The 26798-nt window shown below is 75.0% G+C and carries 20 protein-coding genes; 11 read left to right on the plus strand and 9 right to left on the minus strand.

Annotation, left to right across the window (positions count from 1 at the left end; genetic code table 11):
• Nucleotides 1–21 precede the first annotated feature (21 nt).
• Nucleotides 22–1173, minus strand: coding sequence for an ROK family transcriptional regulator (locus ACFY15_RS22585; RefSeq protein WP_390826036.1), 1152 nt, complete (start codon nt 1171–1173; stop codon nt 22–24).
• Between the two features lie 77 nt (nt 1174–1250).
• Here ACFY15_RS22585 and ACFY15_RS22590 point away from each other — a divergent pair, with 77 nt between their 5' ends.
• The 4 genes from ACFY15_RS22590 to ACFY15_RS22605 all read left to right on the plus strand — a co-directional run bounded on the left by ACFY15_RS22590 (nt 1251) and on the right by ACFY15_RS22605 (nt 5316).
• On the plus strand, nt 1251–2477 hold the full coding sequence (locus ACFY15_RS22590; RefSeq protein WP_390688592.1) for an MFS transporter: 1227 nt from the start codon (nt 1251–1253) through the stop codon (nt 2475–2477).
• 63 nt (nt 2478–2540) lie between these two features.
• Entirely contained in the window at nt 2541–3938 is a 1398-nt protein-coding gene (locus ACFY15_RS22595) for a uracil-xanthine permease family protein (protein ID WP_390688750.1), read from the plus strand.
• Nucleotides 3939–4014: 76 nt separating this feature from the next.
• A complete protein-coding gene (locus tag ACFY15_RS22600; protein WP_390825994.1) occupies nt 4015–4656 on the plus strand; it encodes a DUF5995 family protein in 642 nt (213 codons plus the stop codon).
• 42 nt (nt 4657–4698) lie between these two features.
• A complete protein-coding gene (locus ACFY15_RS22605; RefSeq protein WP_390825995.1) occupies nt 4699–5316 on the plus strand; it encodes a hypothetical protein in 618 nt (205 codons plus the stop codon).
• A gap of 101 nt (nt 5317–5417) precedes the next feature.
• On the opposite strand, the gene ACFY15_RS22610 is transcribed toward ACFY15_RS22605, so the two are convergent.
• Nucleotides 5418–7115, minus strand: coding sequence for a flavin monoamine oxidase family protein (locus ACFY15_RS22610; protein WP_390688589.1), 1698 nt, complete (start codon nt 7113–7115; stop codon nt 5418–5420).
• A gap of 74 nt (nt 7116–7189) precedes the next feature.
• Nucleotides 7190–7990, minus strand: coding sequence for a carbon-nitrogen hydrolase family protein (locus ACFY15_RS22615; RefSeq protein ID WP_390825996.1), 801 nt, complete (start codon nt 7988–7990; stop codon nt 7190–7192).
• A 297-nt stretch (nt 7991–8287) separates the two neighbouring features.
• On the opposite strand from ACFY15_RS22615, the gene ACFY15_RS22620 reads away from it, so the two are divergent.
• Nucleotides 8288–8998, plus strand: a complete 711-nt coding sequence (locus ACFY15_RS22620; RefSeq protein WP_390688587.1) for a GNAT family N-acetyltransferase — start codon at nt 8288–8290, stop codon at nt 8996–8998.
• Between the two features lie 144 nt (nt 8999–9142).
• On the opposite strand, the gene ACFY15_RS22625 is transcribed toward ACFY15_RS22620, so the two are convergent.
• The 3 genes from ACFY15_RS22625 to ACFY15_RS22635 form a co-directional block, all read right to left on the minus strand.
• Nucleotides 9143–13750: a hypothetical protein gene (locus ACFY15_RS22625; protein ID WP_390825997.1), complete on the minus strand. Its 4608-nt coding sequence runs from the start codon at nt 13748–13750 to the stop codon at nt 9143–9145.
• 126 nt (nt 13751–13876) lie between these two features.
• Nucleotides 13877–14332, minus strand: coding sequence for an Lrp/AsnC family transcriptional regulator (locus ACFY15_RS22630; RefSeq protein ID WP_007262967.1), 456 nt, complete (start codon nt 14330–14332; stop codon nt 13877–13879).
• A 10-nt stretch (nt 14333–14342) separates the two neighbouring features.
• On the minus strand, nt 14343–15815 hold the full coding sequence (locus ACFY15_RS22635; RefSeq protein WP_390688585.1) for an amino acid permease: 1473 nt from the start codon (nt 15813–15815) through the stop codon (nt 14343–14345).
• Between the two features lie 320 nt (nt 15816–16135).
• Between ACFY15_RS22635 and ACFY15_RS22640 the strand changes: the two genes are divergently transcribed.
• From ACFY15_RS22640 to ACFY15_RS22665, 6 genes are all read left to right on the plus strand, one after another.
• Entirely contained in the window at nt 16136–17149 is a 1014-nt protein-coding gene (locus tag ACFY15_RS22640) for a GDSL-type esterase/lipase family protein (protein WP_390688584.1), read from the plus strand.
• Nucleotides 17150–17276: 127 nt separating this feature from the next.
• Complete coding sequence (locus ACFY15_RS22645) at nt 17277–18218, plus strand: SCO0930 family lipoprotein (protein ID WP_390688749.1); 942 nt, start codon at nt 17277–17279, stop codon at nt 18216–18218.
• Between the two features lie 129 nt (nt 18219–18347).
• Nucleotides 18348–19166 (plus strand): LytR/AlgR family response regulator transcription factor, encoded by an 819-nt coding sequence (locus ACFY15_RS22650; protein ID WP_390688583.1) that lies wholly within the window; start codon nt 18348–18350, stop codon nt 19164–19166.
• Nucleotides 19167–19395: 229 nt separating this feature from the next.
• Nucleotides 19396–19671, plus strand: a complete 276-nt coding sequence (locus ACFY15_RS22655) for a hypothetical protein (RefSeq protein ID WP_390688582.1) — start codon at nt 19396–19398, stop codon at nt 19669–19671.
• Between the two features lie 100 nt (nt 19672–19771).
• Complete coding sequence (locus tag ACFY15_RS22660) at nt 19772–21502, plus strand: cation acetate symporter (protein ID WP_390688581.1); 1731 nt, start codon at nt 19772–19774, stop codon at nt 21500–21502.
• On the plus strand, nt 21499–22767 hold the full coding sequence (locus tag ACFY15_RS22665) for a sensor histidine kinase (RefSeq protein WP_390688580.1): 1269 nt from the start codon (nt 21499–21501) through the stop codon (nt 22765–22767). Before ACFY15_RS22660 ends, ACFY15_RS22665 begins: the two co-directional genes overlap by 4 nt.
• On the opposite strand, the gene ACFY15_RS22670 is transcribed toward ACFY15_RS22665, so the two are convergent.
• From ACFY15_RS22670 to ACFY15_RS22680, 3 genes are all read right to left on the minus strand, one after another.
• Nucleotides 22764–24206: a GuaB1 family IMP dehydrogenase-related protein gene (locus ACFY15_RS22670; protein ID WP_390688579.1), complete on the minus strand. Its 1443-nt coding sequence runs from the start codon at nt 24204–24206 to the stop codon at nt 22764–22766. The two genes, ACFY15_RS22665 and ACFY15_RS22670, sit on opposite strands and share 4 nt — an antisense overlap.
• Nucleotides 24207–24344: 138 nt before the next feature.
• Complete coding sequence (locus ACFY15_RS22675; protein WP_390688578.1) at nt 24345–25487, minus strand: XdhC family protein; 1143 nt, start codon at nt 25485–25487, stop codon at nt 24345–24347.
• On the minus strand, nt 25487–26779 hold the full coding sequence (locus ACFY15_RS22680; protein WP_390688577.1) for an IS701 family transposase: 1293 nt from the start codon (nt 26777–26779) through the stop codon (nt 25487–25489). The genes ACFY15_RS22675 and ACFY15_RS22680 overlap by 1 nt, the downstream gene beginning before the upstream one ends.
• Nucleotides 26780–26798 lie beyond the last annotated feature (19 nt).

A 26798-nucleotide genomic window follows, 5' to 3' on the forward strand; every position in this document is an offset into this window, starting at 1 on the left:
CGGAACGGGCACCCGGGGCGGTCAGCCGAACAACTCCGCCTGGGCGGCTTCGCGGGCGGCGAGGCGGGCGCCCTCCAGGACCGCCGGGTCGCCGAGGGTCGTGGCGCGGACCCCGGTCGGGACGGGGCTGAGGGCGGCCAGGCGGCGGGCCACCCGCGCGGCCAGGTCCTCGCCGCCCGCCCGGCCGAGCGCCCCGCCGAGGACCACGCAGCCCGGGTCCAGGACCGAGGCGACGGCCGCCGCCCCGAGGGCGAGCCGCTCGGCGACCGCCTCCAGGAAGGCCTCCCCCGCGGCGCCCGCGAGGGCCTCCTCCACCGGACCGCCGAAGCCGTGCCCCGCCGCCAGGGCGGCCAGCGCCGCACGGCCGGCCAGGGCGTGGAAGCCGCCGCCGCAGTCGGTGGCGGAGGGCAGCGCGGCGGTCCCGGGCACCGGCAGGAATCCGATCTCCCCCGCCCCTCCGGAGGCGCCTCTGCGCAGGCGCCCGTCGAGCACCACCGCGGCCCCGACCCCGTCGCCGAGCCACAGCAGCACGAAGGAGTCCACGCCCCGGGCGACGCCGACGCGCTGTTCGGCCAGGGCCGCGAGGTTGGTCTCGTTCTCCACCACCACCGTGGCGGGCAGCCGCCGCTGGAGCGCGGCCACCAGGTCCCGGTGCCAGGCGGGCAGGCCGCCGCTGTCGCGCAGCTCGCCCGTGGCCGGCGCGACCAGGCCCGGCGCGCCGACGACCACCGTGTGCAGCGCCTGGGCCCCGGCCTCCCGGGCCAGGGACTCCAGCCGGTCCACGGCCTCCTCGGCCGCGTCGACGGGGAGTTCCGCCCGGGCCAGCGGGTGGCCGAGCAGGTCCGTGACCACTGCCGTCGCGCTGTCGGTCCGGACGTCCAGGGCGGCCAGGTGGGCCCGCCGGGCGACGATCCCGTAGAGGCGGGCGTTGGGGCCGCGGCGCTCCGCTCCGGACTCCCCCACGACCTCGACCAGGCCGGCCGCGCCGAGCCGTTCGAGCAGGTCGGCGACGGAGGGGCGGGAGAGTCCCGTCAGCTGCTTGAGCCGGGTCGCCGTCAGCGGCCCCTCCGCCTGGAGGAGTTCGAGCGCGAGCCGGTCGTTCATGGCCCGGGCCGTGCTCGGCGAGGCGGGCGAGGGGGCCGGAGCGGCGGGGGCGGAAGCGGCGGGGGACATCGCCTTCACAGGGGTCACGGGACCCATCCTAGGGAAGGGCTTCAATTATCAGGCAGGCTCCCTGATAGTTTCATTCCATGACGACCGTGACGGCCGGGGAACCCGGCACCGGCCCGGCGCGGCTGCGCCGTGCCCGCTTCGCGATGGCCGCCGTCTTCTGCGCCCACGGCGCGGTGACCGGCTCCTTCGCCACCCGCATCCCCTGGATCCAGGAGCACGCCCGGATCGACGCCGGCACCCTGGGCCTGGCCCTCGCCTTCCCCGCGCTCGGCGCGGCCGTCGCGATGCCGCTGGCCGGGCGGGTCAACCACCGCTTCGGTGCCCGCGCCGCGCTGCGCGGGCTGCTGGCGCTGTGGACCCTGTCCCTGGTCCTGCCGGGCCTGGCGCCGAACCCGGCCACCCTGTGCTGCGCCCTCTTCTTCTACGGGGCCGCCGCCGGCATGTCGGACGTGGCCATGAACGCGCTCGGAGTGGAGACCGAGAACCGGCTCGGCCGCTCGATCATGTCCTCGCTGCACGGGATGTGGAGCGTGGGCGCCCTGCTCGGTTCGGCCGCCGGCACGGTCGCCGCTCACGCCGGGACGGACGCCCGGCTGCACCACCTGATCGCGGCCCTCGTCCTGACCGCGGCCGGCCTGGTCGCCGTCCGCGGGGTGCTGGACCTGCGCAGCGAGCCGGAGGCGCAGGCGCCGCCCCGTTTCGCCCGGCCCCCGAAGGCCGCCGTGCTGATCGGGGCCGTGGGGTTCTGCGCGGTCTTCGCCGAGGGCGCGAGCCTGGACTGGTCGGCGGTGTTCCTGCGGGACGTGCTCGGCACCGAGGCCGGTGCGGCCGCCGCCTCCACCACGGCGTTCGCGCTGACCATGGCCGTGGCCCGGCTGGCCGGGGACCGGGTCGTGGACCGGTTCGGGGCGGTGCGCACCGTGCGGGCGGGCGGTGTGCTGGCCACCGCGGGCGGGCTGCTGGTGGTGACCGCCGACCGGCCGGCGGCGGCCATGGCCGGGTTCGGGATGATCGGGCTGGGCATCGCGGTGGTGGTGCCGCTGGCCTTCGCGGCGGCGGCGCGCAGCGGACCGGCCCCCGCGCAGGCCATCGCCGGGGTCGCGACGATCACGTACACCTCGGGGCTGATCGCCCCGTCGGCGATCGGTACGGTGGCGGACGCGACCTCGCTGGTGTGGTCGTTCGGCCTGGTGACGCTGCTGGCGTGCGCGCTGGTCGCGGGGGCGGCGGTGCTGCGGCCGGGGCCCGTACCGGGCGCCGCGGGCACCGCCAATCGGGACGAACCCGCTGCTATCCGGCCGTAATATATGGCGGACCGCCCTGCGGTCATGATCCTTGACCTCTCGGCGGAACGGAAGTGGTGGAACATGGGCTTCGGCCTGCGCTGGACCCTGCACGGAGACGGGCGGACCCCCGCCCCCGGCGCGGTGGTGCGGCCGGACGAGCGGCTGTCGTGGCCGCGCACCGCCGGGCTCGGCGCCCAGCACGTCGTCGCGATGTTCGGGGCGAGCTTCGTCGCCCCGGTCCTCATGGGCCTGGACCCGAACCTGGCCATCATGATGTCGGGCGTCGCCACCGCCGTCTTCCTGCTCGCCACGCGCGGGCGGGTCCCCTCGTACCTGGGCTGCTCGCTCGCCTTCGTCGGCGTCGCGGCGGCGATCCGGGCCGGCGGCGGGGACAGCGCGGTGGTCACGGGCGCGGTGTTCGTGGTCGGCGTGGTGCTGTTCCTGGCGGGTCTGGCCGTGCGGCGGTTCGGCGCGCGGATCATCCACGCGGCGATGCCGCCGGTGGTGACGGGCGCGGTCGTGATGCTGATCGGGTTCAACCTGGCTCCCGTGACGGCGTCGACGTACTGGCCGCAGGACCAGTGGACGGCTCTGCTGACCATGCTGTTCACCGGGCTGGCCGTGGTGTGCCTGCGCGGCTTCTGGTCGCGGATCGCGATCTTCCTGGGCCTGGTCTTCGGGTACACGCTCTCGTGGGTCCTCGACCTGGTCTTCGGGAAGATCCACTCCCCGGCGGGCGGGGCCGAGGCCGTGGACCACTGGCGGCTCGACCTCTCCGGCGTGGGCAAGGCCGACTGGATCGGGCTGCCGACGTTCCACGCGCCGTCCTTCGAGTGGTCGGCGATCCTGATCGCGCTGCCGGTGGTGATCGCGCTCATCGCCGAGAACACGGGACACATCAAGGCCGTCGGCGAGATGACGGGCGACCCGCTGGACGACGAGCTCGGCACGGCCGTCGCCGCCGACGGCGTGGCGTCCATACTGTCCACGGCGGTCGGCGGTCCGCCGAACACCACGTACTCCGAGAACATCGGCGTCATGGCCGCCACCCGGGTCTACTCCACGGCGGCCTACTGGGCGGCGGCCGGGTTCGCGCTGCTCTTCGGCCTGTGCCCGAAGTTCGGCGCGGTCGTCGCCGCGATCCCCGGCGGGGTGCTGGGCGGGATCACCGTGATCCTGTACGGCATGATCGGCCTGCTCGGCGCGCAGATCTGGCTGAACGCGCGGGTGGACCTGAGCAATCCGCTGAACCTGGTGCCGGCCGCCGCGGGCATCATCATCGGCGTCGGCGGCGTCACGCTGCGGTTCAGCGACACCTTCGAGCTGGGCGGCATCGCGCTCGGCACGATCGTGGTGATCACCGGATACCACGCGCTGCGCCACTTCGCGCCGGAGCACCTCAAGCGGCAGGAGCCGCTGCTGGACTCGGGCACCTCGGCCTACGACGGCTCCGAGGAGCCCCGGGACAAGCGGGGTTGACGGCGCTTCGCCCGAACCGGGGAAGCCTGCGGCCAAGTTCCCCGCGCCGGGCGCCCCGGCTGGGACGCTGCCTGTCATGGAAGCGGTACTCGCGCGGATGCGCGTCCTCGACGAGCGGCTGCCCGCGCAGGACGGCGTCGCCGTCTTCAACCGGGTGTACCTGACCGTGACGCAGACCCTGCACAAGCGGATCGAGCGCGGCGGCTTCCCCGAGCCCCGGCGGGCCGAGACACTCGGCGTGCGGTTCGCGGAGCGGTACCTGACGGCGGTGGAATCGGACCGGGCGCCGGCCTGCTGGCGCCCCCTGCTCCAGTACCGCCGCCACCCGGGGGTACGGCCGCTCCAGCACGCCCTGGCCGGGATCAACGCCCACATCGGGCACGACCTGGCCCTGGCGGTGGTGTCCACCTGCCGGGTGCTGGACTGCGCCCCGGCGGCCCTGGAGGCCGACTTCCACCGCGTCGGCGACACCCTGGTCTCCCTGGAGGAGCGCATCCGGGAGGACCTGATGCCGGGCCCGGACCTGCTGGAGATCGCCGACCCGCTGACGCACCTGCTGGGCTCCTGGAGCCTGGAGCGCGCCCGCACGGGTGCCTGGGCGGCGGCCCGCCTCCTGTGGGCCCTGCGCCGCTCCCCCGACCTGGCGGAGGAGTTCCAGGAGTCCCTCGACGCGGGCGTGGGCCTGGTGGGCCGCTGCCTGCTGACGCCGACGGGCTGAAACCCCGGTGCGGCCGGGCCCACCCCTTCCTAGGCTGTGCGGATGCCCAGCTTCGCCACGCACCGGCTCCGGGTGCACGACGCCTCGCGCCCGCCCCACCGGCGGCTGTCGGCGCTGCGCACCTGCCTGACGGTGTTCTGCCCGTACGGCTTCCACGCCACCTACCACCACCTGTGCCGCAGCGCCGGCATCCCCCGGGACCTGGACGAGGACCCGGCGTCGCTGGTGCGGGCCGTGGAGGAGCTGGACGAGGCACGCCGGGTGTGGCGGGACACCCAGACGGTGTGGCAGGAGGGCCGACGGGCCCAGAAGCGGGCCGGGGTGCGCCGCCCGGAGCCGCCGCCGCCCGCGCAGTGGCTGTTCTGGCCGGACCCGGAGTTCCACCCCGGGGGCCGTCTCGCGGAGGTGATGCCGCGGCTGATGCGCGGCCGCTGGGACCCGGAGGGCCACCAGGGCCGGAACGGCGTGTGCCCCGTGTGCGAGCGGGACCGGGGAACGGTGGAGTGGGACGGCAGCGGGCACGGGGTGTACACCCTCTGCGCGGGCTGCGGCCTCGGACTGGGACACCGGCCGCCGCGGCTGCCGCACGGGCCGGAGCGCGGCGAGCTGCGCGCCGCGTTCCGGCGGCGGCAGCGGCTGCTCTGGGCCCGGGCCGTGTGAGTCGGCGGGAAGCGGGGGGCCGGAAGCAGGGGACGGGCCGCCGCCGCGTGGTGAACGCGGGGGCGGCCCGTGGCCGTGGAACCGGGAGTACCCGTCGGGTACTAGTCCTCGGGGAGTTCGACCGGGGCGATCTCGTCGTAGACGTCGCCCGGGCCGGGGTTGGTGGCGTCCGTGGAGCCGCCGAGGTGGTGCATGACGCCCCAGACCGCGTTCAGGGCGGTCTGGACGGCGCCCTCGGCCCAGCCCGCGGTCCAGGAGATGTCGTCGCCCGCGAGGAAGATGCCGCGCTTGTCCTCGGGAAGGCTGTCCTGCATGAAGTGGGTGAACAGGCGGCGCTGGTAGCGGTAGTGGCCCGGCAGGTTCGCCTTGAACGCGCCCATGAAGTAGGGCTCGTTCTCCCAGCTCACGGTCACCGGGTTGCCGATGATGTGGCGGCGGATGTCGACCTTGGGGTAGATCTCGCCGAGGGACTTCAGCATGACCTCCATCCGCTCGTTCGCGGACAGCGGCAGCCACTTCAGGCTGTCGTCGCACCAGGTGTACGACAGGCAGATGACGGCCGGCTGGTCCGGGCCGTTGTCCAGCAGGTAGGTGCCGCGGGTCATGCGGTCGGTCAGGGTCATCGACATGACGTCGCGGCCCGTCTCCTCGTCCTTGTCCAGCCAGAACGGCCGGTCGACGGGGATGAAGAGCTTGCTGGACTCCATGTAGTGGGTGCGCTCGATCGCCGTCCAGTGGTCGATCGGGAACAGCGTGTCGTCACAGGCGATCTTGGACAGCAGCATCCAGGACTGCGCGGTGAAGATCGCGGCGCGGTAGGTGCGGATGTCGCCGTTGGCGTCGGTGACCGTGATGCGGTTGCCCGCGGTGCGGTGCAGACGGGTCACGGCCGGGCGCGGGGTGCCCTCGTGCAGGGAGGACAGCGAGGTGCCCTGGGCCCAGTGGACGATCTTCTCGGGCTCGCGCTCCCACAGGCGCATCGGCAGCTGCTGCGAGCCGCCGACGATGCCGCGGTGGTGGTCGTCGGCCTCGGTGTAGACGACGCGCAGGATCTCCAGGATGGAGTTCGGGAAGTCGGTGTCCCAGCCGCCGGTGCCGAAGCCGACCTGGCCGAAGATCTCGCGCTTGCGGAAGGACTGGAAGGCCTCCGACTCGCACAGGAAGCCGTAGAAGGTCTGGTTGTCGAGCTTCTCGACGAGCTTGGCCCAGATCTCGCGGATGCGAGGGACGTCCCGCTCGCGCATCGCCTGGTTCATGTCGGAGAAGTCGGCGCCCTCGTCGAGGCAGGCGTTCCACGCGGCGGCGACGTCCCGGTAGATCTGCGGAAGGTCGGCGATGGTCTCGGCGTAGTGGGTCTCGCCCTTGAGGTCCACGACCGTCGAGGGGGTGGCCTCGGCGAGCGGGTTCGGGAAGGGCTGGGTCTGCAGGCCCACCAGGTCGATGTAGTGCTGGAGCGCCGTGGAGGAGGGCGGGAAGCGCATGGCGCCCATCTCCGCCGTGAGGCCCTCGGTGCCCGGGCCCTCGAAGCCGACGGTGCGCAGGCGGCCGCCGATCTGGTCTGCCTCGTAGACGACGGGCTTGAGGCCCATCTTCATCAGCTCGTAGGCGGAGATGATGCCGGACAGGCCGCCGCCGATGACGGCGACCTCGGTGCCGTGCTCGGTCGCCGGTATCTGGCCCAGGCCCGCCGGGTGGGCGAGGAAGTCGTCGTAGGCGTACGGGAAGTCCGGGCCGAACATGGTGATCGGCAGCTGACCGTCGCTGTGCGGGACGGCGGTGGTGGGCACCGTGGACGTCATGGGGGTACGTCTCCTTGCGGCAGGGCAGGCGGGGCTGGGGCGGGCGGGGTGGTGGAAAAGGGGCCGGACGGGCCTCAGACGAGGGAGGCGTAGAGCCCGGGGCGGCGGTCGCGCAGGTACGGGTTGGTCTCGCGCGAGGCCGTGAGGAGCTCGGGGTCGACCTCGCCGAGGACCATCTCCTCGCCGCGGCCGGCGCGGGTGCGGGTGACCCCGTCCGGGCCGGCCAGGCAGCTGAGGCCGACGAACTCGAACTCGCCCTCGGGGCCGGTGCGGTTGACGTACGCGATGTACATCTGGTTCTCGAAGGCCCGTACCGGGACCAGCTGTTCGGCGACGAACTGGAACGGGTGCATCTGCGCGGTCGGGACCAGGAGGAGGTCGGTCCCGGCCAGCGCGTGGGCGCGCACGTTCTCGGGGAACTCCACGTCGTAGCAGATCATGACGCCGACGCGGAGGCCGTGCAGGTCGGCCTGGACGACGGGGGTGTCGCCCGGGGTGAAGGCCTCCTGCTCGAAGCACCCGAACAGGTGGGTCTTGCGGTAGTTCGCCAGCCGGGTCCCGTCGGGGCCGATCAGCTGGGCCGAGTTGTAGACGGTGTCGCCGTCGCGCTCGGGGTAGCCGTACAGGACGGCGACCCCGTGGCGGCGGGCGATGCCCCCGATGGCGTGGGCGGACTCGCCGTCGGCCGGCTCGGCCAGGCCCGCGATGTCCCCGACCTCCAGCGCGTAGCCGGTCAGGAACATCTCCGAGGTCACGAGGAGCCCGGCCCCGCCCTGTGCGGCGCGCGCCGCGGCCTCGTCGAGCCGCTTCAGGTTCTCGGCGGTGTCGCCGAGCCGTCCGGAGCTCTGGAGGAGTGCGGTGCGCAGCGGGGGCATGGGCGAACCTCTGTGGCAGATGGGGTGGGGGTCGTAAAACGGTACGTTCGGGCGTTCGATCCGGACAAGCCATCAGCGTTGCGCTGGCCTCATCGATTCGTTGCGCGTTCTGCCCCCTGTGCGGCGAATCGTTGCGCGGGGCCGGCTCGGCGGGGGAAGCGGGGCGCAGGGCGCACGCACGAATTCGCTGTTCCCGGGGGCTGCGGGGGGCATACCCTGCCGCCGTCGCCCGCCGTCGCGTGCCGCCGCGCGGGGCTCCCGGGGGCGGCCGGCCCCCAGGGAAGGATGCCGCACCGCATGTCCACCGAGAACCCCGCCGCCCCGCTCGACAACCCGGTGTGGGCCGCGCTGACCGGCCCGCACCGCGCCTTCGCCGAGTACTCCGGCCGCGGGGCCGCCCGCTACCTGCCGGAGGCGAACCCGTTCGCGGCGGTCGCCGACCCGGCCGACCCGGCCGCCTGGGCCGACCTGGCCGCGCTGGCCGGGCCGGACCGGGAGGTGTGGCTGACCGGCCTGCCGACCCCGCCGCCCGGCTGGGAGACCGTGCGGTGCATTCCGGGCGTGCAGCTGGACGGGCGGGCGGTACGGGCCGGGACCTCGCCGGAGGTGGTCCGGCTGGGGCCGGCCGACGTGGCGGAGATGACGGCGCTGGTGCGGCTGACCGAGCCGGGCCCCTTCCTGCCCCGGACCATCGAGCTGGGCGCCTATCTGGGCGTCCGCCGCGGGGGCCGGCTGGTGGCGATGGCCGGGGAGCGGATGCGGCCGCCGGGCTGGACGGAGATCAGCGCGGTCTGCACCCACCCGGACCACCGCGGCCAGGGCCTGGCCGCGCTGCTCGTCCGGGCGGTGGCGGCCGGGATCCGCGAGCGCGGGGACGTCCCGTTCCTGCACGCGGCCGCCGACAACACGAACGCGATCCGGCTCTACGAGTCGATGGGCTTCACCCTGCGCCGGGAGCCGGTGTTCATCGGGCTGCGCACCCCCGCGGCGGCGGGCGGGCGGCCGTGACGCGGGTTCGACACGGGGTTCGTCGAGTGCCGCCCGGGCCTCCCGTGGTGCCGGCGGAGACGGGGGCCCGGGCCGGGGCCGGGCGATGAACACGGGGATCAGCGGCCGTCCGACCCTCAGCCCGGCTTCCGTCCCCGTGTCCCGTCACGCCGTGGCCGCGCCCCGCTCCGCCCAGGCGCGGGCGAACAGCTCGTGCGGGGGAACCGGCGCGAGGAGGCGGAGCAGGGGCAGGTGGAGGGTCGTGCCCGAGGCGGACGCCACGTGTGCGGCCAGTTTCGCCGTCTCCACGGGGAGGTGGGGGGCCTTGGCCTCCGTCCACTCCCCCGGGACGAACAGCGTCCGGCCCGCGCGGGCCCGCTTCCCGCCCACCACGGCGCCGGTCGCCAGCAGCTCCGCCTGGGCCGCCTTGTGCCGGGCGGGCGTCCAGCCGTTCCAGCGGCGTACGGCCCGGTCGGTGGGGCGGGCGAGGGCCAGGAGCTGGAGATGCAGGGCTGCCGCGTCCTCACCGGTCCCGAGGGCCGTGGCGACCTCGGCTACCAGCTCCGGGGCACTCAGCGCGGGGTTCGCCTCGTAGCCGCCCTCGGGCACCGGGGTGGCGGCGGCGCGGGCGGCGAGGCGGGCCAGGCCGCCGAAGAGCTCCCGGTGGCGGCGCAGGACGGTCAGCAGATGGCCCTCCCGGACCGTTGCGGCGATCCGCTCGGCCCGCTCCGTCCGCTGCGGGTCGGCGAGGGCGGACGGGCGCAGGAAGAGGTCCCCGCCGGGCACGGCGACCACGAACAGCCCGTCGTCGAGAGCGGTGGAGGGGCCGGGGGCGCCCTCCCGCACGGGCTGCGGGCAGGGCAGGAGGGCCCCCTCGTACGGGGTGAACGCCGGGTCCGTCCGTGCGATGCCGGCCATGTCCCCGAACCAGCCGCCCAGGGGCACGAGGGTCCCGGGGTCCTCCAGCCGGGCGCGCAGCCGCCCGTACAGGGCGAGGGCGCCCCGGGCGGCCGGGTCCCCGACGGGCCGCTCGGTCAGCGCCCAGGCGATCACGGAGGCCACCCGGTGGTGTGCGGGCTCCCCCGACTGCACCCACTCCCCGGCGGTGCCGTCCGGCGCGGCGTGGTGGAGGTGGATCCCGCCCGTCCGGCTGCCCGCGAGGACCAGGCCGTCCTCACCGAAGGGCGCGTCGGCCGGGGCGCGTCCGGCGGGCAGGCTGCGGGCCCAGGCGTCGGGCAGGCCGAGCTCGGCCTCCAGGGCGGCGGCCAGCTCCTCGTCGGCGTGCTCGCCGGCGCCGAGGAGCCCGTTCCAGACGGCGGCCATCCGTTCGGCGGCCGCCGCCACGCCCCCCGGCTCCCACAGCGCGGCCGGGTCCTCGGGCACCGCGGCGGCCAGGACGGCGCGCCGCCCGGCGTCGCCGAGGCTCCGGCAGAGGGCGTCGTACTGCTGGGCCAGGGTCTTGTTCGCCTTGAACGGGGCGGAGGCCAGCAGCTTGAGGTGGTGGTCGTAGTGGTCGCGGGCGGGGAAGCCGCCGAGGACGAGGGCTGCGACGGGGCCGCGGACGCCGGTCAGCCGGGCGAAGGCCTCCCGCGCCGCCGGGGGTACGGCCAGCGGGCCCCGTTCGGCGAGCAGCTCCAGCAGCCGGGGCAGGCGGGTGGCGTCGTCCACCCCGATGGTGCGGACCTCGCAGTCCTCGGCGCCTTCGGGCGCGGGGTCGGCGGCCCGTTGGAGGAACCAGGCGGTGCCGCTGCGGACGGGCCCTGAGGCGAGGGTGGTCCCGGCGACGCGGCGGGCGGACAGGGCCTCCTCGGTCGCCCGGCCGGTGCGCCAGGCGGAGCCCGGCTCGGCGAAGGGCTGCCCGCTCCAGGTCTCCAGCAGGGCGGCCAGCGCCTCGCGCTCGTGGGCGGGGGTGGTGGCGGCGAGGGCCCGCCAGGCGACGGCGCCGATCCCGCCGACCAGCGGCTCCCAGGTCTCGGGGTCGGCCGGCCGGGCCAGCACGCGGGCCTCGTCGTCGATCTCTCCGCGCAGGTGGCGCCCGTCGGCGGCGACGGCGGTCTGGACGGCGGGCTGCGGGGGGATCGAGGGCTCGTCGTGGTAGCGGCGGCGTGCCGGGACGAGCCCGTACAGGGCCGGGACGAGGACGCTGTCGGGGGCCTCGGTGCGCAGCGAGACCACCGGCCCGGAGCGGACGACGGCGATGCGGCGGGACAGCTCGCGGCGCCGGCGCAGGACGTCGGCGGCGAGGGCCGCGGCCCGGGCGACGCCGTCCGCGACCCGCGGGTGGAGGGGGCCGACGGGCAGGGCGGGCGCGGGCGCGTCGGCCGCGGCGGCGTCGAGCAGGGCCCGTACGGCGGTGTCGGGTGCGGCGCGCAGGGCACGGGAGGAGGCCTCGCAGCGCGGGGTGAGGAAGTGCCAGAAGGCGGGCGGCGGGACGGGGCCCGCGCCGTCCCCGAAGCCGGGGGCGCGGCGCCGGCCGGAGCCGGGGAAGCCCTGGACCTGCCAGAGCAGGGAGCCGTCCTCGGCGGCGTGGCAGCGGATGGTCTCCTGCCCGGCCAGCACGGCCTCCTCGCCGCCCTGCGGCATCCGGATCACGGCCCAGGGGCGGGTGCCCCAGTGGCGGCTGCGGTGGGAGGCGCGGCGGCCGTCGACGCCTTCCAGGACGAACTCCTTGGGCGAGGGGCCGGGGTGGGGGGTGCGGTGGAGGACGCGGAAGCCGACGAGGGAGCCGTCGCGGCCGAGCGGGGAGTCGGGGGCGCCCTCGGGGAGGGCGGCGAGGGTCTGGAGGTCGCCGAAGTGCTCGGTGCCGGGCGGGAGGGGGGCGGCGGTGTGGAAGGCGGGGGTGTCGTGGCCGGGGACGGCGGCTCCGGTCGCGGGGTCGACGCGGGTCCAGGTGCCCCAGCCGTCGTGGACGCCGGTGGTCCAGAAGCGCTCGCCGTCGCTCATCTGGACGTCGTGGGAGCCGATGCCCTCCCGGCCGCCGGGGTGCAGGACGCGGCCTTCCTCCAGGCGCCCGCCGCCGGGCGTCGCGAACTGGTAGCCGAGGCCGCCCTGGATCATGCCGCCGTAGCGGCGCAGGCCGAGCTGCCGCTCCGCTTCGAAGACGTCCTCGGGGTGGTCGGCCCAGAAGGCGTGGGTTCCGAAGGAGGCCTTGGGGGTGGTGGCGAACCCGATCAGGAAGGAGCCGCCGACCCAGTGGGCGGTGTGGTGGGTCGCCCCGTCCGGGAGCCGGAAGGCGCAGGAGCCGCGGGTCCCGGCGTGGTCGACGGCGACGGCCCGGTCCGGGCCGTAGACGGTCAGGACGGGCCAGGTGCAGGTGACCCCGGTGACCGCGTCGGGCCCGCCGAGGTCCTCGACGGCCCGCTCCAGAGCGGGCCAGGCCCACTCCTCGGGGAGGCCGGCGCGCAGGGCGCGGCCGAGCGGGCCGGTGAGGTCCAGTGCGGCGAGGGCCTCCTCGATGCCGTCGAGGGCGAGGGCGGTCGGCCGGTCGAGGAGCTCGGCGAGCTCGTCGACGGCCTCGTCGGCCGCGGCGAGGCCGCCGCCGCGCAGGGCACCGAGCAGGCTCTCGACGCGGCCGTGGACCTCGGCGGCGATGCCGGCGTTGCCGGGGAGGCGGGTGATGGCCGTGCCGGTCCGGCGCAGGGCGGCGTGGACGGTGCCCTCCAGGCGGGGGCCGAAGAGGGGGTCGGCGGCGAGGGCCTTGAGGTCGCGGCGCGAGCGCGCGTCCCAGAAGACCAGTTCCACGGCGGTTCCGGGGTCCTCGACGGGGATGCCCTCGGCGAGGCAGGCGTCGAGCAGGTCGGCGTCCAGTCCGGGGTGGCGGTAGCGGTCCTCGTGCAGGCGCAGGGGGGTTCCGGCGGCGCGCAGCCGGGGGGCCCAGCGGATGAGGAGGCCGAAGAGCTCGGCGGGCATGGGCTGGCGCATGACCCCGCCGCCGGAACGGCCGTGGCCGAAGCGGTGGGTGTACCGGGCGAACCAGCCGGGCAGGCCGCCCTCGGGGACGATCCGGCCGGCCGCGGCGGCGTCGGCGGCGCCGCAGGCGAGGAGCAGCCGCAGCCAGGAGGAGGCGTCGCCGCGGCTTTCGGGGAAGAGGTCGAGGAGCGCGAGGGCGGTGTCGTCGGCCGGGGGGTGGGTGGTCAGCAGCGGGGTGGCCGCGTCCAGCAGCCGGTCGGGGACCTCCTTGTGCCGGGCTTCGGCCAGGACGAGGCCCAGGACGCGGGCCTCCTCGGCGGTGCCGAGCCCGGCGGCGCGGGCGGACAGCCGGACGCGGCGGGCCAGGTCGGCGGGGAGCTCGCCGGGCGAGGCGGACCAGGCCCGCAGGACGCGTACGTACTCCTCGTGCGCGGCGGCGGGCTCCAGGGAGGCGGCCAGCCGGGCCTGGTGGCCGCTCAGCTCGGTGGCGGGCAGTGCGCCGGCGCGGGCGAAGAGCAGCAGGTTGGCGTGCTGCCAGTCGGGGTCGACGGGCAGCCCGTGGGTGCGCTCGGCCTTGCGGGCCAGGGCGTAGGCCCGGGCGGCGGAGCGCAGGTGCCAGGAGATGAGCTTGTGGCCGACGGTGTCCCAGAACCAGGGCAGGTGGGCGGGGTCCAGTCCCCGGACCCGCCGCTCCAGCCCGTCCACGAACCGGCCGGGCTTCTCGTAGGCCCGGTGGATGGTGCTCCCGACCTCGTCGAACAGCTCGACGGCCGCGGGCTCGGCCGCGGGGTCGTGGGCACGGGCCCAGTCGGTGTAGACGGTCGAGGTGTGCGGGTCGGCCGGCAGCGGGATCTGGATCTTCATGCGGCCGATGGTGGCACGCGCCTGTGACAGCGCCGCGGCCGTCTCCGTGACAGTCCCGCCGCCCTCTCCCCCTCCGCACGACGACACCCCCGCCGGATGGTCCGGCGGGGGCGTCGGGGTGTCGGCCTACGCGGGTGCGCCCGAGGTGAAGCGGCGCAGGAGGGGCGACAGGACGAGGACGGATTTGGTCCGCTCCACGAAGGGTTCGCCCGCGATGCGCTCCAGGACCCGCTCGAAGTGGCGCATGTCGGAGGCGAAGACCTGGACGAGGGCGTCCGCGTCGCCGGTGACGGTCGACGCGGACACCACCTCGGGGTACCGCTCCAGCCCCCGCCGGATGTCGTCCGGCGAGGTGTTGTGGCGGCAGTAGATCTCGATGAAGCCCTCGGTCTCCCAGCCCATGGCCGCCGGGTCGACGCGGACGGTGAACCCGGTGATGGCGCCTTCGGCGCGCAGCCGGTCCACGCGCCGCTTGACGGCGGGTGCGGAGAGGCCGACCTCGGAGCCGATGTCGGCGTAGGAGCGGCGGGCGTCCTCGGCGAGGGCGTGCACGATGCGTTCGTCGAGATCGTTCAGTCGCACTGAGGATGGATCACTTCTCTGCTGTGGCCACTTCTTCTTCCGTGGCCAGACGGGAGCGGCGGATGCCGTACAGGAAGTAGACCACGAGGCCCACGATCATCCAGCCACCGAAGACCATCCAGGTGGCGGCATCGAGCTCGAACATCATGTAGCCGCAGGCGACGGCGCCCAGGATGGGGGTGACCGGGAAGAGCGCCACCTTGAAGGTGCGGGGCATGTCGGGCTTGGTGCGGCGCAGGATGATCACGGCGACGTTGACCAGGCCGAAGGCGAAGAGGGTGCCGATGCTGGTGGCGTCGGCGAGCTTGCCGAGCGGGATGAAGGCCGCGAGGACGCCGCAGAAGAGGGAGACGATGACCACGTTGGCGCGGGGAGCGCCGGTCTTCTCGTCGACCTTGGCGAAGACCTTGGGGACGAGCCCGTCGCGGGACATGGCGAAGAGGATGCGGGTCTGGCCGTAGAGGACGGCGAAGACGACGGAGAAGATCGCGACGATGGCGCCGGCGGCGAGGACGACGCCCCAGACGCTGGTGCCGGTGACGTCGGTCATGATCTGGGCCAGCGCGGCCTCGGTGCCCTCGAAGTCCTTCCACGGCATGGCGCCGACGGCGACGAAGGCGACGAGGACGTAGAGGACGGTGACGATGCCCAGCGAGAGCATGATCGCGCGCGGCAGGTCCTTCTTCGGGTCCTTGGCCTCCTCACCGGCGGTGGAGGCGGCGTCGAAGCCGATGTAGGAGAAGAAGAGGGTGGAGGCGCCGGCGGCGATGCCGCTCATGCCCAGCGGGGCGAGCGGGGTGTAGTTGCCGGCCTTGATGCCCATGACGCCGATGCCGATGAAGAGCAGCAGGGTGACGATCTTCACCGCGACCATGATCGAGTTGACGGTGGCGCTCTCCTTGGCGCCGCGCATCAGGAAGACCATGGAGAGCAGGACGACGATCAGGGCCGGGAGGTTGATGAACCCGCCGTCGCCCAGCGGCGCGGAGACCGCCTCGGGGACGGTGACGCCTATGGTGCCGTCGAGGAACTCGTTGAGGTACTGGCCCCAGCCGACGGCGACGGCCGCGACGGAGACGGCGTACTCCAGGACCAGGCACCAGCCGCAGATCCAGGCGATGAGCTCGCCCATGGTGGCGTACGCGTAGGAGTACGAGGAGCCGGAGACCGGGACGGAGCCGGCCAGCTCGGCGTAGGAGAGGGCCGAGAACAGGGCGGTGAGGCCCGCGAGGATGAAGGAGATCGTCACGGCGGGGCCGGCCTTGGGGGCGGCGGTGCCGAGGACGACGAAGATGCCGGTGCCCAGCGTGGCACCGATGCTGATCATGGTCAGCTGCCACATGGTGAGCGAGCGGCGCAGCGTGCCGCCCTCACCCTGCCCGCCCTCGGAGACGAGCCGCTCGACCGGCTTGCGCCGCATGAGCGGGTTCACGGGCTTGCGCGTCTCCTGGGAGAGCGGGGGTGCCTGGCCCTGATCGAGCACGAGGGGACTCCTTTGACACTGCGGGATGGGGACGGGTCAGGCGTCGACCGCAGCGGTCCGGAGCAGTTGTCAGACGGGTGGGGGCCCGTCCGGGCATGAGAGGACCGCCGAGCAGGCGGTCCGCGCCACTCCACGTACAGGGGGTGAGCCTACGAGCTGAGTGATACCGCCCGTAATGCACCATCCTTGCACATTGGCGCACGATCGTTGCGCGGATCTGTCCTGGATGGTCCTTTGTTGCACGCGGATGTTCGATCAGTGCGCGGCCTCCCCCGATCTCCTTCCTTGACAGTCCGTCAGAATTGCCGCAGCGTGCCGTCATGGACGCAGACGGCACGGCCACGGCCTGGCTCGACCCGGGCCCCTTCCTGCGCGGGGTCGCCTGGATGGACGGGGACCGGCCCGTACGGGCCGACCCGGCCGACACCGGGCGCCTGCCCTGGGACACCGGCGAGCGGGCCGCCCTGCCGACAGGGGTCCGCCTGGAGTTCCTCGCCCGCGGGGCGCACGCGGTGGAGGTCCACTACCGGGCCGCGGTCCCCGGCCCGGCCGACGCCCTGCGTGACCTCGCGCACACCTTCTCCCTCTGGGACCGCCACGGGATGGTCCGCGAGGTCTTCACCGACCCCGCCCCCGAGGCCGTCGTGCGCATCGGCCTGCCCGGCGGACCCGGGCCCTACACCGTCCACCCGCCCGAGGCGCAGTCCCCGCTGGTCCTGGGGGTGCGCGGGGTCGGCGGAGCCCTCACCCCCGCCCCGCCCGCCCCGCGCTGGGTGGTGCACGGCGACTCGATCACCGAGGGCTGGTGGTCCACCCGGCCCGCCCACGGCTGGCCCGCGGTCGCCGGGCGGGCGCTCGGCTGGGACACCGTGAACCTCGGGTACGCGGGCGCCGCGCGCGGGGAGCTGGCCACCGCCGAGCAGCTCGCGGCCCTCCCCGCCGACGTCCTCACCCTCGCCTTCGGCACCAACTGCTGGACCCGCGTCCCCTACACCGCATCCCTGCTGTACGAGACCACCCGTGTCTTCCTCGACCTGGTCCGACAGGGCCACCCCCGGACCCCGCTGCTGCTGGTCTCCCCCGTGCTGCGCCCGGACGCCGAACGCACCCCGAACCGGCTCGGCGCCACCCTCGGGGCCCTGCGCGACGCCATGGAGCGGGCCGCCCGGGACCGGATCACCGCCGGGGACGGACGGCTCGCCCTGCTGCCGGGCCGGGACCTGCTGGGGCCCGGGCACCTCGCGGACGGACTGCACCCCAACGACGCCGGGCACCGGGCCCTGGGCCTCGCTGTGGTCACGGCCCTGCGCCGGGCCGGGTTCGACGGCCGGTGAGTGAAACACCCCACACCGCTCCCGGTGAACAGGACGCTCCCCCGGGACCGTGTTCCGCACGAGTTGACGGGTTCCGGCGACGGGCAGGACCCGGACCCGGCGGACACCACACGTGGGAGAGAACAGCATGGGCATCAAGCGCGGAACCACCCTGGCCGCGGTCGCGGTCGTCGTCGTGCTGGCGGCGACCGCCTGCGACGGGGACGACAAGGCCTACAAGGCCGACGCGGCGAAGCCGGCCGGGGCCGCCGCCGCAGCTCCCGCCACCGACCCCTACGCCGGCGACAAGGCCGCCGGGGACGCGGGCGCCAAGCCCGGAGGCGCGCTCACGGTCTCGGCCACCGACCGGCTCGGGCCGGTACTGACCGACGCCGCCGGCTTCACCCTGTACCGCTTCGACAAGGACACCGCCAAGCCGCCGGCCTCCCACTGCGACGGGGACTGCGCCAAGGCCTGGCCGGTGGTCCCGGCCGGCGACGCGAGCGCCGCGGCGGGCATGGACCCGGCCCTGCTGGGCGAGGTGGTCCGCAAGGACGGCAGCAAGCAGCTGACGGTGGCCGGCTGGCCCGCCTACCGCTACGCCAAGGACACCAAGGCCGGCGACCTCAACGGCCAGGGCGTCGGCGGCACCTGGTTCGCCCTCGCCCCCGACGGCGGGAAGGCGGCGAAGGCCGCGGCCCCCGCCGCCTCCCCCGCCGGAGCCGGGCAGGCCGCCGGGGCCCTGACGGTGGCCAAGGACGCCAAGCTGGGCGAACACGTCGTCGACGGCAACGGCATGACCGTCTACCGCTTCAAGCCCGACACCGCCTGGCCGATGGTCTCCAAGTGCACCGGCGACTGCCTGGCCAAGTGGCCCGTCGTCCCGCCGGCCGAGCGCGGCGAGGGGATCGTCGAGAAGAACTACCTGGTCCTCGACCGCCCCGACGGCAAGAAGCAGCAGACCGTCGGCTGCTGGCCCGTCTACACCTTCACCGGCGACAAGAAGCCCGGCGACACCAACGGGCAGGGGGCGGGCGGCACCTGGTACGCCGTCGCCCCCGACGGCAAGCTCATCACCACCGCTCCGTAACTCCCCCGCCGGACCGGCCGCCGGTCCCGCACGTCCCCCACGCACCGGCCGCGCGGCCCCCGCCCTCCTCCCCCCGGGCGGGGGTCGCGCACCGTTCTCCGCCGCCCGCGCCGTGCCTAGACTCGGGCCATGCTGCGCGTACTGGCCGTCGACGACGAGAAGCCCCTGCTGGAGGAACTCCTCTACCTGCTGCGCTCCGACGACCGGGTGCTCAGCGCGGAGGGCGCCTCGGACGCCACCGAGGCGCTGCGCCGGATCACGCGGGCGGTGGAGAGCGGACCCGACGGGCCCGACGCCATCGACGTGGTCTTCCTGGACATCCAGATGGCCGGGCTGACCGGGCTGGACATCGCCCGGCTGCTGGCCGGGTTCGCGCGCCCCCCGCTGATCGTGTTCGTCACCGCGCACGAGGGCTTCGCCGTCCAGGCCTTCGACCTCAAGGCGGTGGACTACGTGCTCAAGCCCGTGCGGCCCGAGCGGCTGGCCGAGGCGGTGCGCCGGGCCCGGGCCCTGCTCGGCGGTCCGGACGGGCCGGGGGAAGCCGCAACCCCCGCGTCTCCCCCGGCCGCCCCCGCCCGGCGGGACGCCCCCGGGGCGGCCGCCACCGAGCGGGCGCCCGAGCAGATCGCCGTCGAACTGGGCGGGGTCACCCGGTTCGTGGCCGTCGCGGACATCGCGTACGTCGAGGCCCAGGGCGACTACGCCCGGCTGCACACGGACGGGGGCAGCCACCTGGTGCGCATCCCGCTGTCCACCCTGGAGGAGCGCTGGGCGGCCCGCGGGTTCGTCCGCATCCACCGGCGCCATCTGGTGGCGCTGGGCCGCATCGACGAACTCCGTGTGGACGCGGGCACCACGAGCGTCCGGGTCGGGTCGGCCGAGCTCCAGGTGAGCCGCCGTCACGCCCGCCAGCTCCGCGACCTCCTGATGCGCCAGGCCACCGGCTGACCCTCCCGCCACCCGGGCGGGCGGGTACCTCGGCGCCGTGCGCCCGTCCGTGCGACCGGCTCGTGCGCCCGCTCCCGTACGACCGTCCGGCGTACCGGAGCGCCGTTCGTCGCTCGGGAAGGGGCGTACGGCGATCCGCCGGGCCCGTCGGCCGCAGGGACGGGACACGGCGGCCCGCCGCCTGCGGGGCGGCCTTATCGTGTGATCTTCCGGCCCCGGGAGGAACCAGATGTCCGAGATCGAGGCGCTGCTGGAGGCGCTGACCGGACTGCCCCGCACCCGGGCCTCCGGGCCCGCGGAGGCCGAGGCGCTGCTGGCCAGGCTGCGGAGCGCGGCCGCCCGCTGGGCGGAGGTGCTGTACGAGGCCCGCGAGGGGACCCGCGAGCAGCTGTCGCCGAGCGCGGAGGCGGCCCTGACGCTGGCCTTCCGGCGGGCCGAGGAGTCGTACGTGGAGCTGGAGATCGCCCTGCGCGACTGCGCGGAACACCGCGACCCGGCGTTCTGACGCCGCGTCCCCGGCCGGGTCAGGGGCCGGAACACGCCTGTTCCGGGGGGCGGCGCCTGCGTAGACTCCCAGGATCCCCGCCCCGGCCGAAGGACCCCTGTTGAACCGGACGTACGCGCTGACCGCGGTCACCGTCGTCGTCCTGGTCACGGTGCTGGTCGGCGCGCTCGGGCTGCGGATATCGCGGACCACCTCCGACTTCTACGTCGCCTCGCGCACCGTCGGCCCGCGGCTGAACGCGGCCGCCATCGGCGGGGAGTACCTCTCCGCCGCCTCCTTCCTCGGGGTCGCCGGGCTGGTGCTGCTCCAGGGGCCGGAGATGCTCTGGTACCCCGTCGGGTACACCGCCGGGTACCTGGTCCTGCTGGTGTTCGTCGCGGCGCCGCTGCGCCGCTCGGGCGCGTACACGCTGCCGGACTTCGCCGAGGACCGGCTCCGGTCCCGGGCGGTGCGACGGATCGCGGTGCTGTTCGTGCTCGGCGTCGGCTGGCTGTACCTGCTGCCCCAGCTCCAGGGGGCCGGGCTGACGCTGGAGGTGCTGACCGGGGCCCCGCAGTGGGTGGGCGGGCTGGTCGTCGCCGGTGTGGTCACGGCGGCCGTGGCGGCGGGCGGGATGCGCAGCATCACCTTCGTGCAGGCCTTCCAGTACTGGCTCAAACTCACCGCCCTGCTGGTGCCGGCCTTCTTCCTGATCGCCGCCTGGACGGCGGACGGCGCGCCACGGGCCTCCTTCGACGCCCCGGCCGTCTTCCGCGAGCACACCGCCGTCACCCTCGCGAAGGACGTCCGGCTGTCGGTGCGCGAGCCGCTGGAGCTGAAGGTGACGGGCCGGGTGGACGGGCGTGCCTACCGGGACGCCCCGCTGACGCTGACGGCCGGCCGGCATTCCGTCCAGGCCCGCACCCGGCTGGAGTTCGCCGCCGGCTCGGCCGTCCCGGACTCCCGTGCCGGGACCGTCAGTGACACGCCGGGATGGTCGCAGCCCGGGGGAGACCGCGGGCACCGGCTGTACGCCACGTACGGGCTGATCCTGGCCACCTTCCTCGGGACCATGGGGCTGCCGCACGTCGCGGTGCGCTTCTACACGAGCCCCGACGGCCGGGCCGCCCGCCGCACCACCCTGGTGGTCCTGGGCCTGCTCGGGGTCTTCTACCTGCTGCCGCAGGTGTACGGGACCCTGGGCCGGATCTACGCGCCCGAGCTGGCGCTGACCGGGGGCGCGGACGCCGCGGTGCTGGTGCTGCCGGAGCGGATGCTGGGCGGGCTGCTCGGGGACCTGCTGGGGGCGCTGCTGGCCGGGGGCGCCTTCGCGGCGTTCCTGTCGACGGCCTCGGGGCTGACCATGGCGGTGGCGGGGGTGCTGCACCAGGACGTGCTGCCCCGGCGCGGGGTGGGCAGCTTCCGGCTGGCCGTGGCGGTGGCCATGGCGGTGCCGCTGGCGGGCGGATTCGTCACCGCGAGGGTGCCGGTCGCGGACGCGGTCGGGCTGGCCTTCGCGGTGTCGGCGTCCTCGTTCTGCCCCCTGCTGGTGCTCGGCATCTGGTGGCGCGGGCTGACTCCGCCGGGCGCGGTGGCCGGGCTGCTCACCGGCGGCGGGGCGGCGCTGGGCGCGGTGGTGGCCACCCGCAGCGGGCGGGTTCCGGCAGGGTGGGCACACGCACTGCTGGCCTGGCCGGCGGTGTGGTCCGTGCCGCTGGGGTTCCTGACGATGGTGCTGGTGTCGCTGGCCACCCGGTCCCGAGTGCCGGCCGGGACAACGGCGGCGCTGGCGCGGCTGCACCTGCCCGAGGACGTGGCCGGGGCGCGGGCCGCCGGGCGGAGCGCGTGGTGACCGGGGCGGCGCTCGGGGTGCTCGTGGTGACGGGGGCGCTCCTGCTGCTGGCGCTGGGCTGGGCGGGCGGCCACCGGCACGCCCGGCGCGGGGAGCGGGCGGCCGGGCTGGACCTGGGGACCCCGGTGGAGCGGGCGACGTTCCACACCCTGCACACCGCCTCGCTCGCCGCTCCCCCGCTGCGCGCCGGGCTGACCCAGGACGCGGCCCGCAAGGCCGCCCGGCGGCTGCGTTCGCTGCTGGGCACGGAGGCACTGTGCCTGACGGACCGCGAGGCGGTGCTGGCCTGGGACGGCCCGGGCGCCGACCACCACCAGCGGCGGGCGATGGCCCGGGTGGCGGTGATGCTGGAGTCGGGGCGCAGCCAGAGCGTGCGGACGGAGTGCCAGCGGCCGGGCTGCCCCCTGAAGTGGGCGGTGTTCGCCCCGCTGACGGGTGAGGACGGGCTGCTGGGGGCGCTGGTCGCCTACGGTTCGCGGGAGTCGGCGGTGCTGGTGCGGGCGGCGACGGAGGTGGCGCGCTGGGTCTCCGTACAGCTGGAGCTGTCGGAGCTGGACCGGGCGCGGACCCGGCTGATGGAGGCGGAGATCAAGGCCCTGCGGGCGCAGATCTCCCCGCACTTCATCTTCAACTCCCTCGCGGCGATCGCCTCTTTCGTGCGGACCGATCCGGAGCGGGCGCGGGAGCTGCTGCTGGAGTTCGCGGACTTCACCCGCTACTCCTTCCGCCGGCACGGGGAGTTCACCACGCTGGCGGAGGAGCTGCGTTCGATCGAGCGCTATCTGGCCCTGGCCGGGGCCCGGTTCGGGGACCGGCTGAAGGTGACCTTGCAGGTGGCGCCGGAGGTGCTGCCGGTGGCGCTGCCGTTCCTGTGCCTCCAGCCGCTGGTGGAGAACGCCGTCAAGCACGGGGTGGAGGACTCCGCCGGGGAGTGCCGGATCACCATCGCGGCCCGGGACGCGGGCGCGGAGGCGGTGCTGACGATCGAGGACAACGGGGTGGGCATGGACCCGGCCCGGCTGCGCCGGATCCTGGCCGGGGACCAGCCGGGGTCCTCCCCGGGCATCGGGCTGCCGAACGTGGACGAGCGGATGCGGCAGGTGTACGGGGACGACTACGGCCTGGTCGTCGAGACGGGCGTGGGCGCCGGCATGAAGATCACGGTCCGGATCCCCAAGTACCGGGCGGGCGTGCACACGACGACGCCCCGCCCCCCTGCCGGTCCGGCGGGGGGCGGGGCGTCGTCGCGGGCCCGGGAGGACTAGCTCCAGCTGGCGTGGAGCGGCTTGCCCTCCGCGTAGCCGGCGGCGGACTGGATGCCGACGACGGCCTTCTCCTCGAACTCGGCCAGGGAGGCCGCGCCCGCGTAGGTGCAGGAGGAGCGGACACCGGCGATGATCGAGTCGATCAGGTCCTCGACGCCCGGGCGCTGCGGGTCGAGGAACATGCGGGAGGTGGAGATGCCCTCCTCGAACAGCGCCTTGCGGGCGCGGTCGTAGGCCGACTCCTCCGAGGTGCGGTTGCGCACGGCGCGGGCGGAGGCCATGCCGAAGGACTCCTTGTACAGGCGGCCCTCGGCCGACTGCTGGAGGTCGCCCGGGGACTCGTACGTGCCGGCGAACCAGGAGCCGATCATCACGTTGGAGGCGCCGGCCGCGAGGGCCATGGCCACGTCGCGCGGGTGGCGGACGCCGCCGTCGGCCCAGACGTGCTTGCCGTACTTCTTCGCCTCGGCGGCGCACTCCAGCACCGCGGAGAACTGCGGACGGCCCACGCCGGTCATCATGCGGGTGGTGCACATGGCGCCGGGGCCCACGCCGACCTTGATGATGTCGGCGCCGGCGTCGACGAGGTCCTTGACGCCCTCGGCGGCGACGATGTTGCCGGCCACGATCGGGACCTTCGGGTCCAGCGCGCGGACGGCCTTGATCGCGTTGATCATCGACTCCTGGTGGCCGTGGGCCGTGTCGATGACGAGCGTGTCCACGCCTGCGTCGAGGAGCTGCTTGGCCTTGCCCACGAAGTCGCCGTTGATGCCGACGGCGGCGGCGATGCGCAGCTTGCCGTCGGCGTCGGTGGCCGGGCTGTACAGGGTCGCGCGCAGGGCGCCCTTGCGGGTCAGGATGCCGACGAGCCTGCCGTCCTTGTCGACGGCCGGGGCCAGCTTGCGGTGGCCCGCGTCAAGCTGGTTGAAGGCCTCGCGGGGGTCGATGTCGGCGTCGATGAGCAGGAGCTCCTTCGACATGACCTCGGAGAGCTGGGTGAAGCGGTCCACGCCGGTGAGGTCGTGGTCGGTGACCACGCCGACGGGGCGGTGGTCGGCGTCGACGACGACGCCGGCGCCGTGGGCGCGCTTGGGCAGCAGGGACAGCGCGTCGGCGACGGTCTGGGTGGGCGCCAGCGTGATCGGGGTGTCGAGCACGAGGTGGCGGGTCTTGACCCAGGAGATGACGTCGGTGACGACCTCGATCGGGATGTCCTGCGGGATGACGACGATTCCACCGCGGCGGGCGACGGTCTCGGCCATGCGCCGGCCCGCGATGGCGGTCATGTTGGCCACCACGAGCGGAATGGTGGTGCCGGTGCCGTCGGGCGAGGAGAGGTCCACGCCCTGGCGGGAGCCGACCGCGGAGCGGCTCGGCACCATGAACACATCGTCGTACGTCAGGTCGTACGGCGGCTTCAGGTCATTGAGGAAACGCACGTGCTGAACATCCCAGTCGATCGGAGGTACCTCGACAGAAGGCAGCCGAGGAAACGCACGTACTTCATTCTCCCACGGCCCGGCGTTCACACGGCCCGGGCCGATCGTCCAGGACATCCCGGGCCGCGTGGTCGCTTCCTACGAGGCGGGGGTCCCGAAAGGGCGGTGCAGGGGGCTCCGGCCGCCGGTCAGCGGGGTCGCGGTGGCCCCGTGGCGGACGGCGGTGAGCTCGGCGGCGATGGCGACGGCCGTCTCCTCGGGGGTGCGTCCTCCCAGGTCGAGGCCGATGGGCGATCTGAGCCGGGCCAGCTCGGCGTCGGTCACCCCCTCGGCCCGCAGCCGTTCGGTCCGCTCGGCGTGGGTGCGGCGCGAGCCCATGGCCCCCACGTAGGCGAGCGGGAGCCGCAGCGCCAGGGTGAGGACGGGTACGTCGAACTTGGCGTCGTGGGTCAGGACGCACACGGCCGTACGGCTGTCCAGGCGCCCGGCGTCGCGTTCCGCGGCCAGGTGCCGGTGCGGCCAGTCGACGACCACCTCGTCGGCGCCGGGAAAGCGCTCGGGGGTCGCGAAGACGGGCCGGGCGTCGCAGACGGTGACCCGGTGCCCGAGGAAGGCCCCCATCCGGACCAGGGCGGAGGCGAAGTCGACGGCCCCGTAGACGATCATCCGGGGCGGTGCGGCGGCGGATTCCACCAGCAGGGTGAGGGGCTCGCCGCACAACCCGCCGGCGGTGCCCATCTCCGCGGTGCCGGTGCGCCCGGCGAGCAGCAGCGCCCGGACCCGGTCGGCGGCGGCCCGGTCGAGTGCGGCGCCGCCGCTGAGCCCGCCCTCCCAGGAGCCGTCGGCGTGGACGGCCAGGGCCCGGCCGAGCTGGCCGGGCGGTCCGGAGACCACCCGGGCCAGCGCGGCCCGGCCCCCGCCGGCGGCGGCGTCGAGCACCGAGCCGAGGACGGGCCGGACGGGGTCCTGGCCGCGCACCGGGGTGACCAGCACGTCCAGGACCCCGCCGCAGGTCAGCCCCACCGCGAAGGCGTCGTCGTCGCTGTAGCCGAAACGGTGGACGCCGCCGCGGCCCGAGGCGATGGCGTCCAGGCAGAGCTCGTGGACGGCGGACTCCACGCAGCCCCCGGAGAGGGAGCCGAGCGCGGTGCCGCCGGCGTCCACGGCCAGGGAGGCGCCCGGCCCCCGCGGCGCGCTGCCGCTGACGGCGACCACGGTGGCCAGCGCGAACTCGCGGCGCTCGGCGCACCAGCCGCGCAGCGATGCGGCGATGTCGAGCATCAGCGGATGTACGCGCGGCGCGCGGACTGGCCGGGGATCAGGGGGCGCGGCGGCAGGACGGCGGGTGGCCGGCCGGGGGCGCGTCCGCCCGGGTAGCGGGCGGGCGAGGCGAGGGACACCGGGTCGGGGGTCCGCTCGCCGGTGCCGAGGAGCCGGGCCGCGTGGGCGACGCTGGCGAGGGTGGCGTGGTGGTGCCAGCCGCGGAAGGAGCGGCCCTCGAAGTCGCGGATGCCGACGGGTTCGCAGGTCTCGGTGAAGTCCAGGGCGACCCGGTCGGTGAGCTTGGCGAGCAGGAAGAGCTGGGCGAGCGGCCGGTCCCCGATGTTGGTGATCCAGAACTCGGAGGGCAGCAGGGAGGCCTCGGTCCAGGCGCCCATCAGGAGCAGGGGGGCGGGCGGGGCGGGCGCGGGCCGGTCCTCGGCGGGGGTGGCGAGGATGTGGGCCGAGGTGAGCAGGGTGACCGCTCCCTCGGACCGGCCGTGCCGGGTCCATTCGACGACGCGGCGCTGGGAGCGCAGCGAGTCGATCAGCTCGCGGGCGGGCGCGGTGTAGGGGCCGGGCTTGTGGCGGCCCGCACCGCCGAAGGAGACGGGCAGGGAGCCGTCGACCTTGAGGACGAAGGGGATGTCCTGGAGCGCGAAGGCCTCCAGGACCTGGGGGAGGTCGGTGTTGGAGACCTCCATGACGACCGGGCGGCGCTGGAGCTGCCAGGTCGCGGCCATGCGCTGGACGGCGTGCACGGCGTCCAGCGCGGGTGTCTGCGAGCGTGCCGTGTCGGGGATGCCGGCCCGGCGGCGGCGCAGCAGCTCGCTGGTCCAGGGGCCGGGCAGGGTGAGGGTCCATTCGACGGGGAAGCTGGCCTCGCTGGAGGCGAGCCAGATCCCCCCGGCCTGCTGGCAGTTGGCGGTGCGGCCGAGCTGGGGCACGAACTGCCGGCCGACGCCGACGGACCGGTCGCCGGCCTTCTCGATGACCATGGACTGGACCACCCAGGCCAGCGGGCGCTGCGCGGTGCGTTCGAGGTGCTGGGCGAGGGACCGGCGTACCGGGGTCCAGTCCCACGGGGATTTGCTGATGAACTGCTGGAGGCTCTGTTCGACGGAACTGGCCCCCGTTCCGGCGATGTTGCGGATCGTTTTCTTCCCGCTGGTCCGCACCAGACCATTGAGATAAACGCGGGCCCAGTTTCGCTGGTCCCGCCGCGGTAAAGACTCGAAGAATAGCGAGATCAATTCGTCGATCAATTCGGAGATTTCCGTTGCGGAATCTTCCGGCAGCACTGCGCGAACCATCTGGAGCCTCCCCCGCGAC

The organism is Streptomyces sp. NPDC001373, from assembly GCF_042895815.1.
Taxonomy (GTDB): Bacteria; Actinomycetota; Actinomycetes; order Streptomycetales; family Streptomycetaceae; genus Streptomyces.

What these genes read in the sequence shown, in the direction of transcription:
- ACFY15_RS22605 (WP_390825995.1), top strand. Translation starts at nt 4,699, where the DNA reads ATGCCCAGCTTCGCCACGCACCGGCTCCGGGTGCACGACGCCTCGCGC.
- ACFY15_RS22655 (WP_390688582.1), top strand. Translation starts at nt 19,396, where the DNA reads ATGTCCGAGATCGAGGCGCTGCTGGAGGCGCTGACCGGACTGCCCCGC.
- ACFY15_RS22595 (WP_390688750.1), top strand. Translation starts at nt 2,541, where the DNA reads ATGGGCTTCGGCCTGCGCTGGACCCTGCACGGAGACGGGCGGACCCCC.
- ACFY15_RS22675 (WP_390688578.1), bottom strand. Translation starts at nt 25,487, where the DNA reads ATGCTCGACATCGCCGCATCGCTGCGCGGCTGGTGCGCCGAGCGCCGC.
- ACFY15_RS22615 (WP_390825996.1), bottom strand. Translation starts at nt 7,990, where the DNA reads ATGCCCCCGCTGCGCACCGCACTCCTCCAGAGCTCCGGACGGCTCGGC.
- ACFY15_RS22620 (WP_390688587.1), top strand. Translation starts at nt 8,288, where the DNA reads ATGTCCACCGAGAACCCCGCCGCCCCGCTCGACAACCCGGTGTGGGCC.
- ACFY15_RS22610 (WP_390688589.1), bottom strand. Translation starts at nt 7,115, where the DNA reads ATGACGTCCACGGTGCCCACCACCGCCGTCCCGCACAGCGACGGTCAG.
- ACFY15_RS22625 (WP_390825997.1), bottom strand. Translation starts at nt 13,750, where the DNA reads ATGAAGATCCAGATCCCGCTGCCGGCCGACCCGCACACCTCGACCGTC.
- ACFY15_RS22680 (WP_390688577.1), bottom strand. Translation starts at nt 26,779, where the DNA reads ATGGTTCGCGCAGTGCTGCCGGAAGATTCCGCAACGGAAATCTCCGAA.
- ACFY15_RS22600 (WP_390825994.1), top strand. Translation starts at nt 4,015, where the DNA reads ATGGAAGCGGTACTCGCGCGGATGCGCGTCCTCGACGAGCGGCTGCCC.
- ACFY15_RS22650 (WP_390688583.1), top strand. Translation starts at nt 18,348, where the DNA reads ATGCTGCGCGTACTGGCCGTCGACGACGAGAAGCCCCTGCTGGAGGAA.
- ACFY15_RS22590 (WP_390688592.1), top strand. Translation starts at nt 1,251, where the DNA reads ATGACGACCGTGACGGCCGGGGAACCCGGCACCGGCCCGGCGCGGCTG.
- ACFY15_RS22585 (WP_390826036.1), bottom strand. Translation starts at nt 1,173, where the DNA reads ATGTCCCCCGCCGCTTCCGCCCCCGCCGCTCCGGCCCCCTCGCCCGCC.
- ACFY15_RS22640 (WP_390688584.1), top strand. Translation starts at nt 16,136, where the DNA reads ATGGACGCAGACGGCACGGCCACGGCCTGGCTCGACCCGGGCCCCTTC.
- ACFY15_RS22645 (WP_390688749.1), top strand. Translation starts at nt 17,277, where the DNA reads ATGGGCATCAAGCGCGGAACCACCCTGGCCGCGGTCGCGGTCGTCGTC.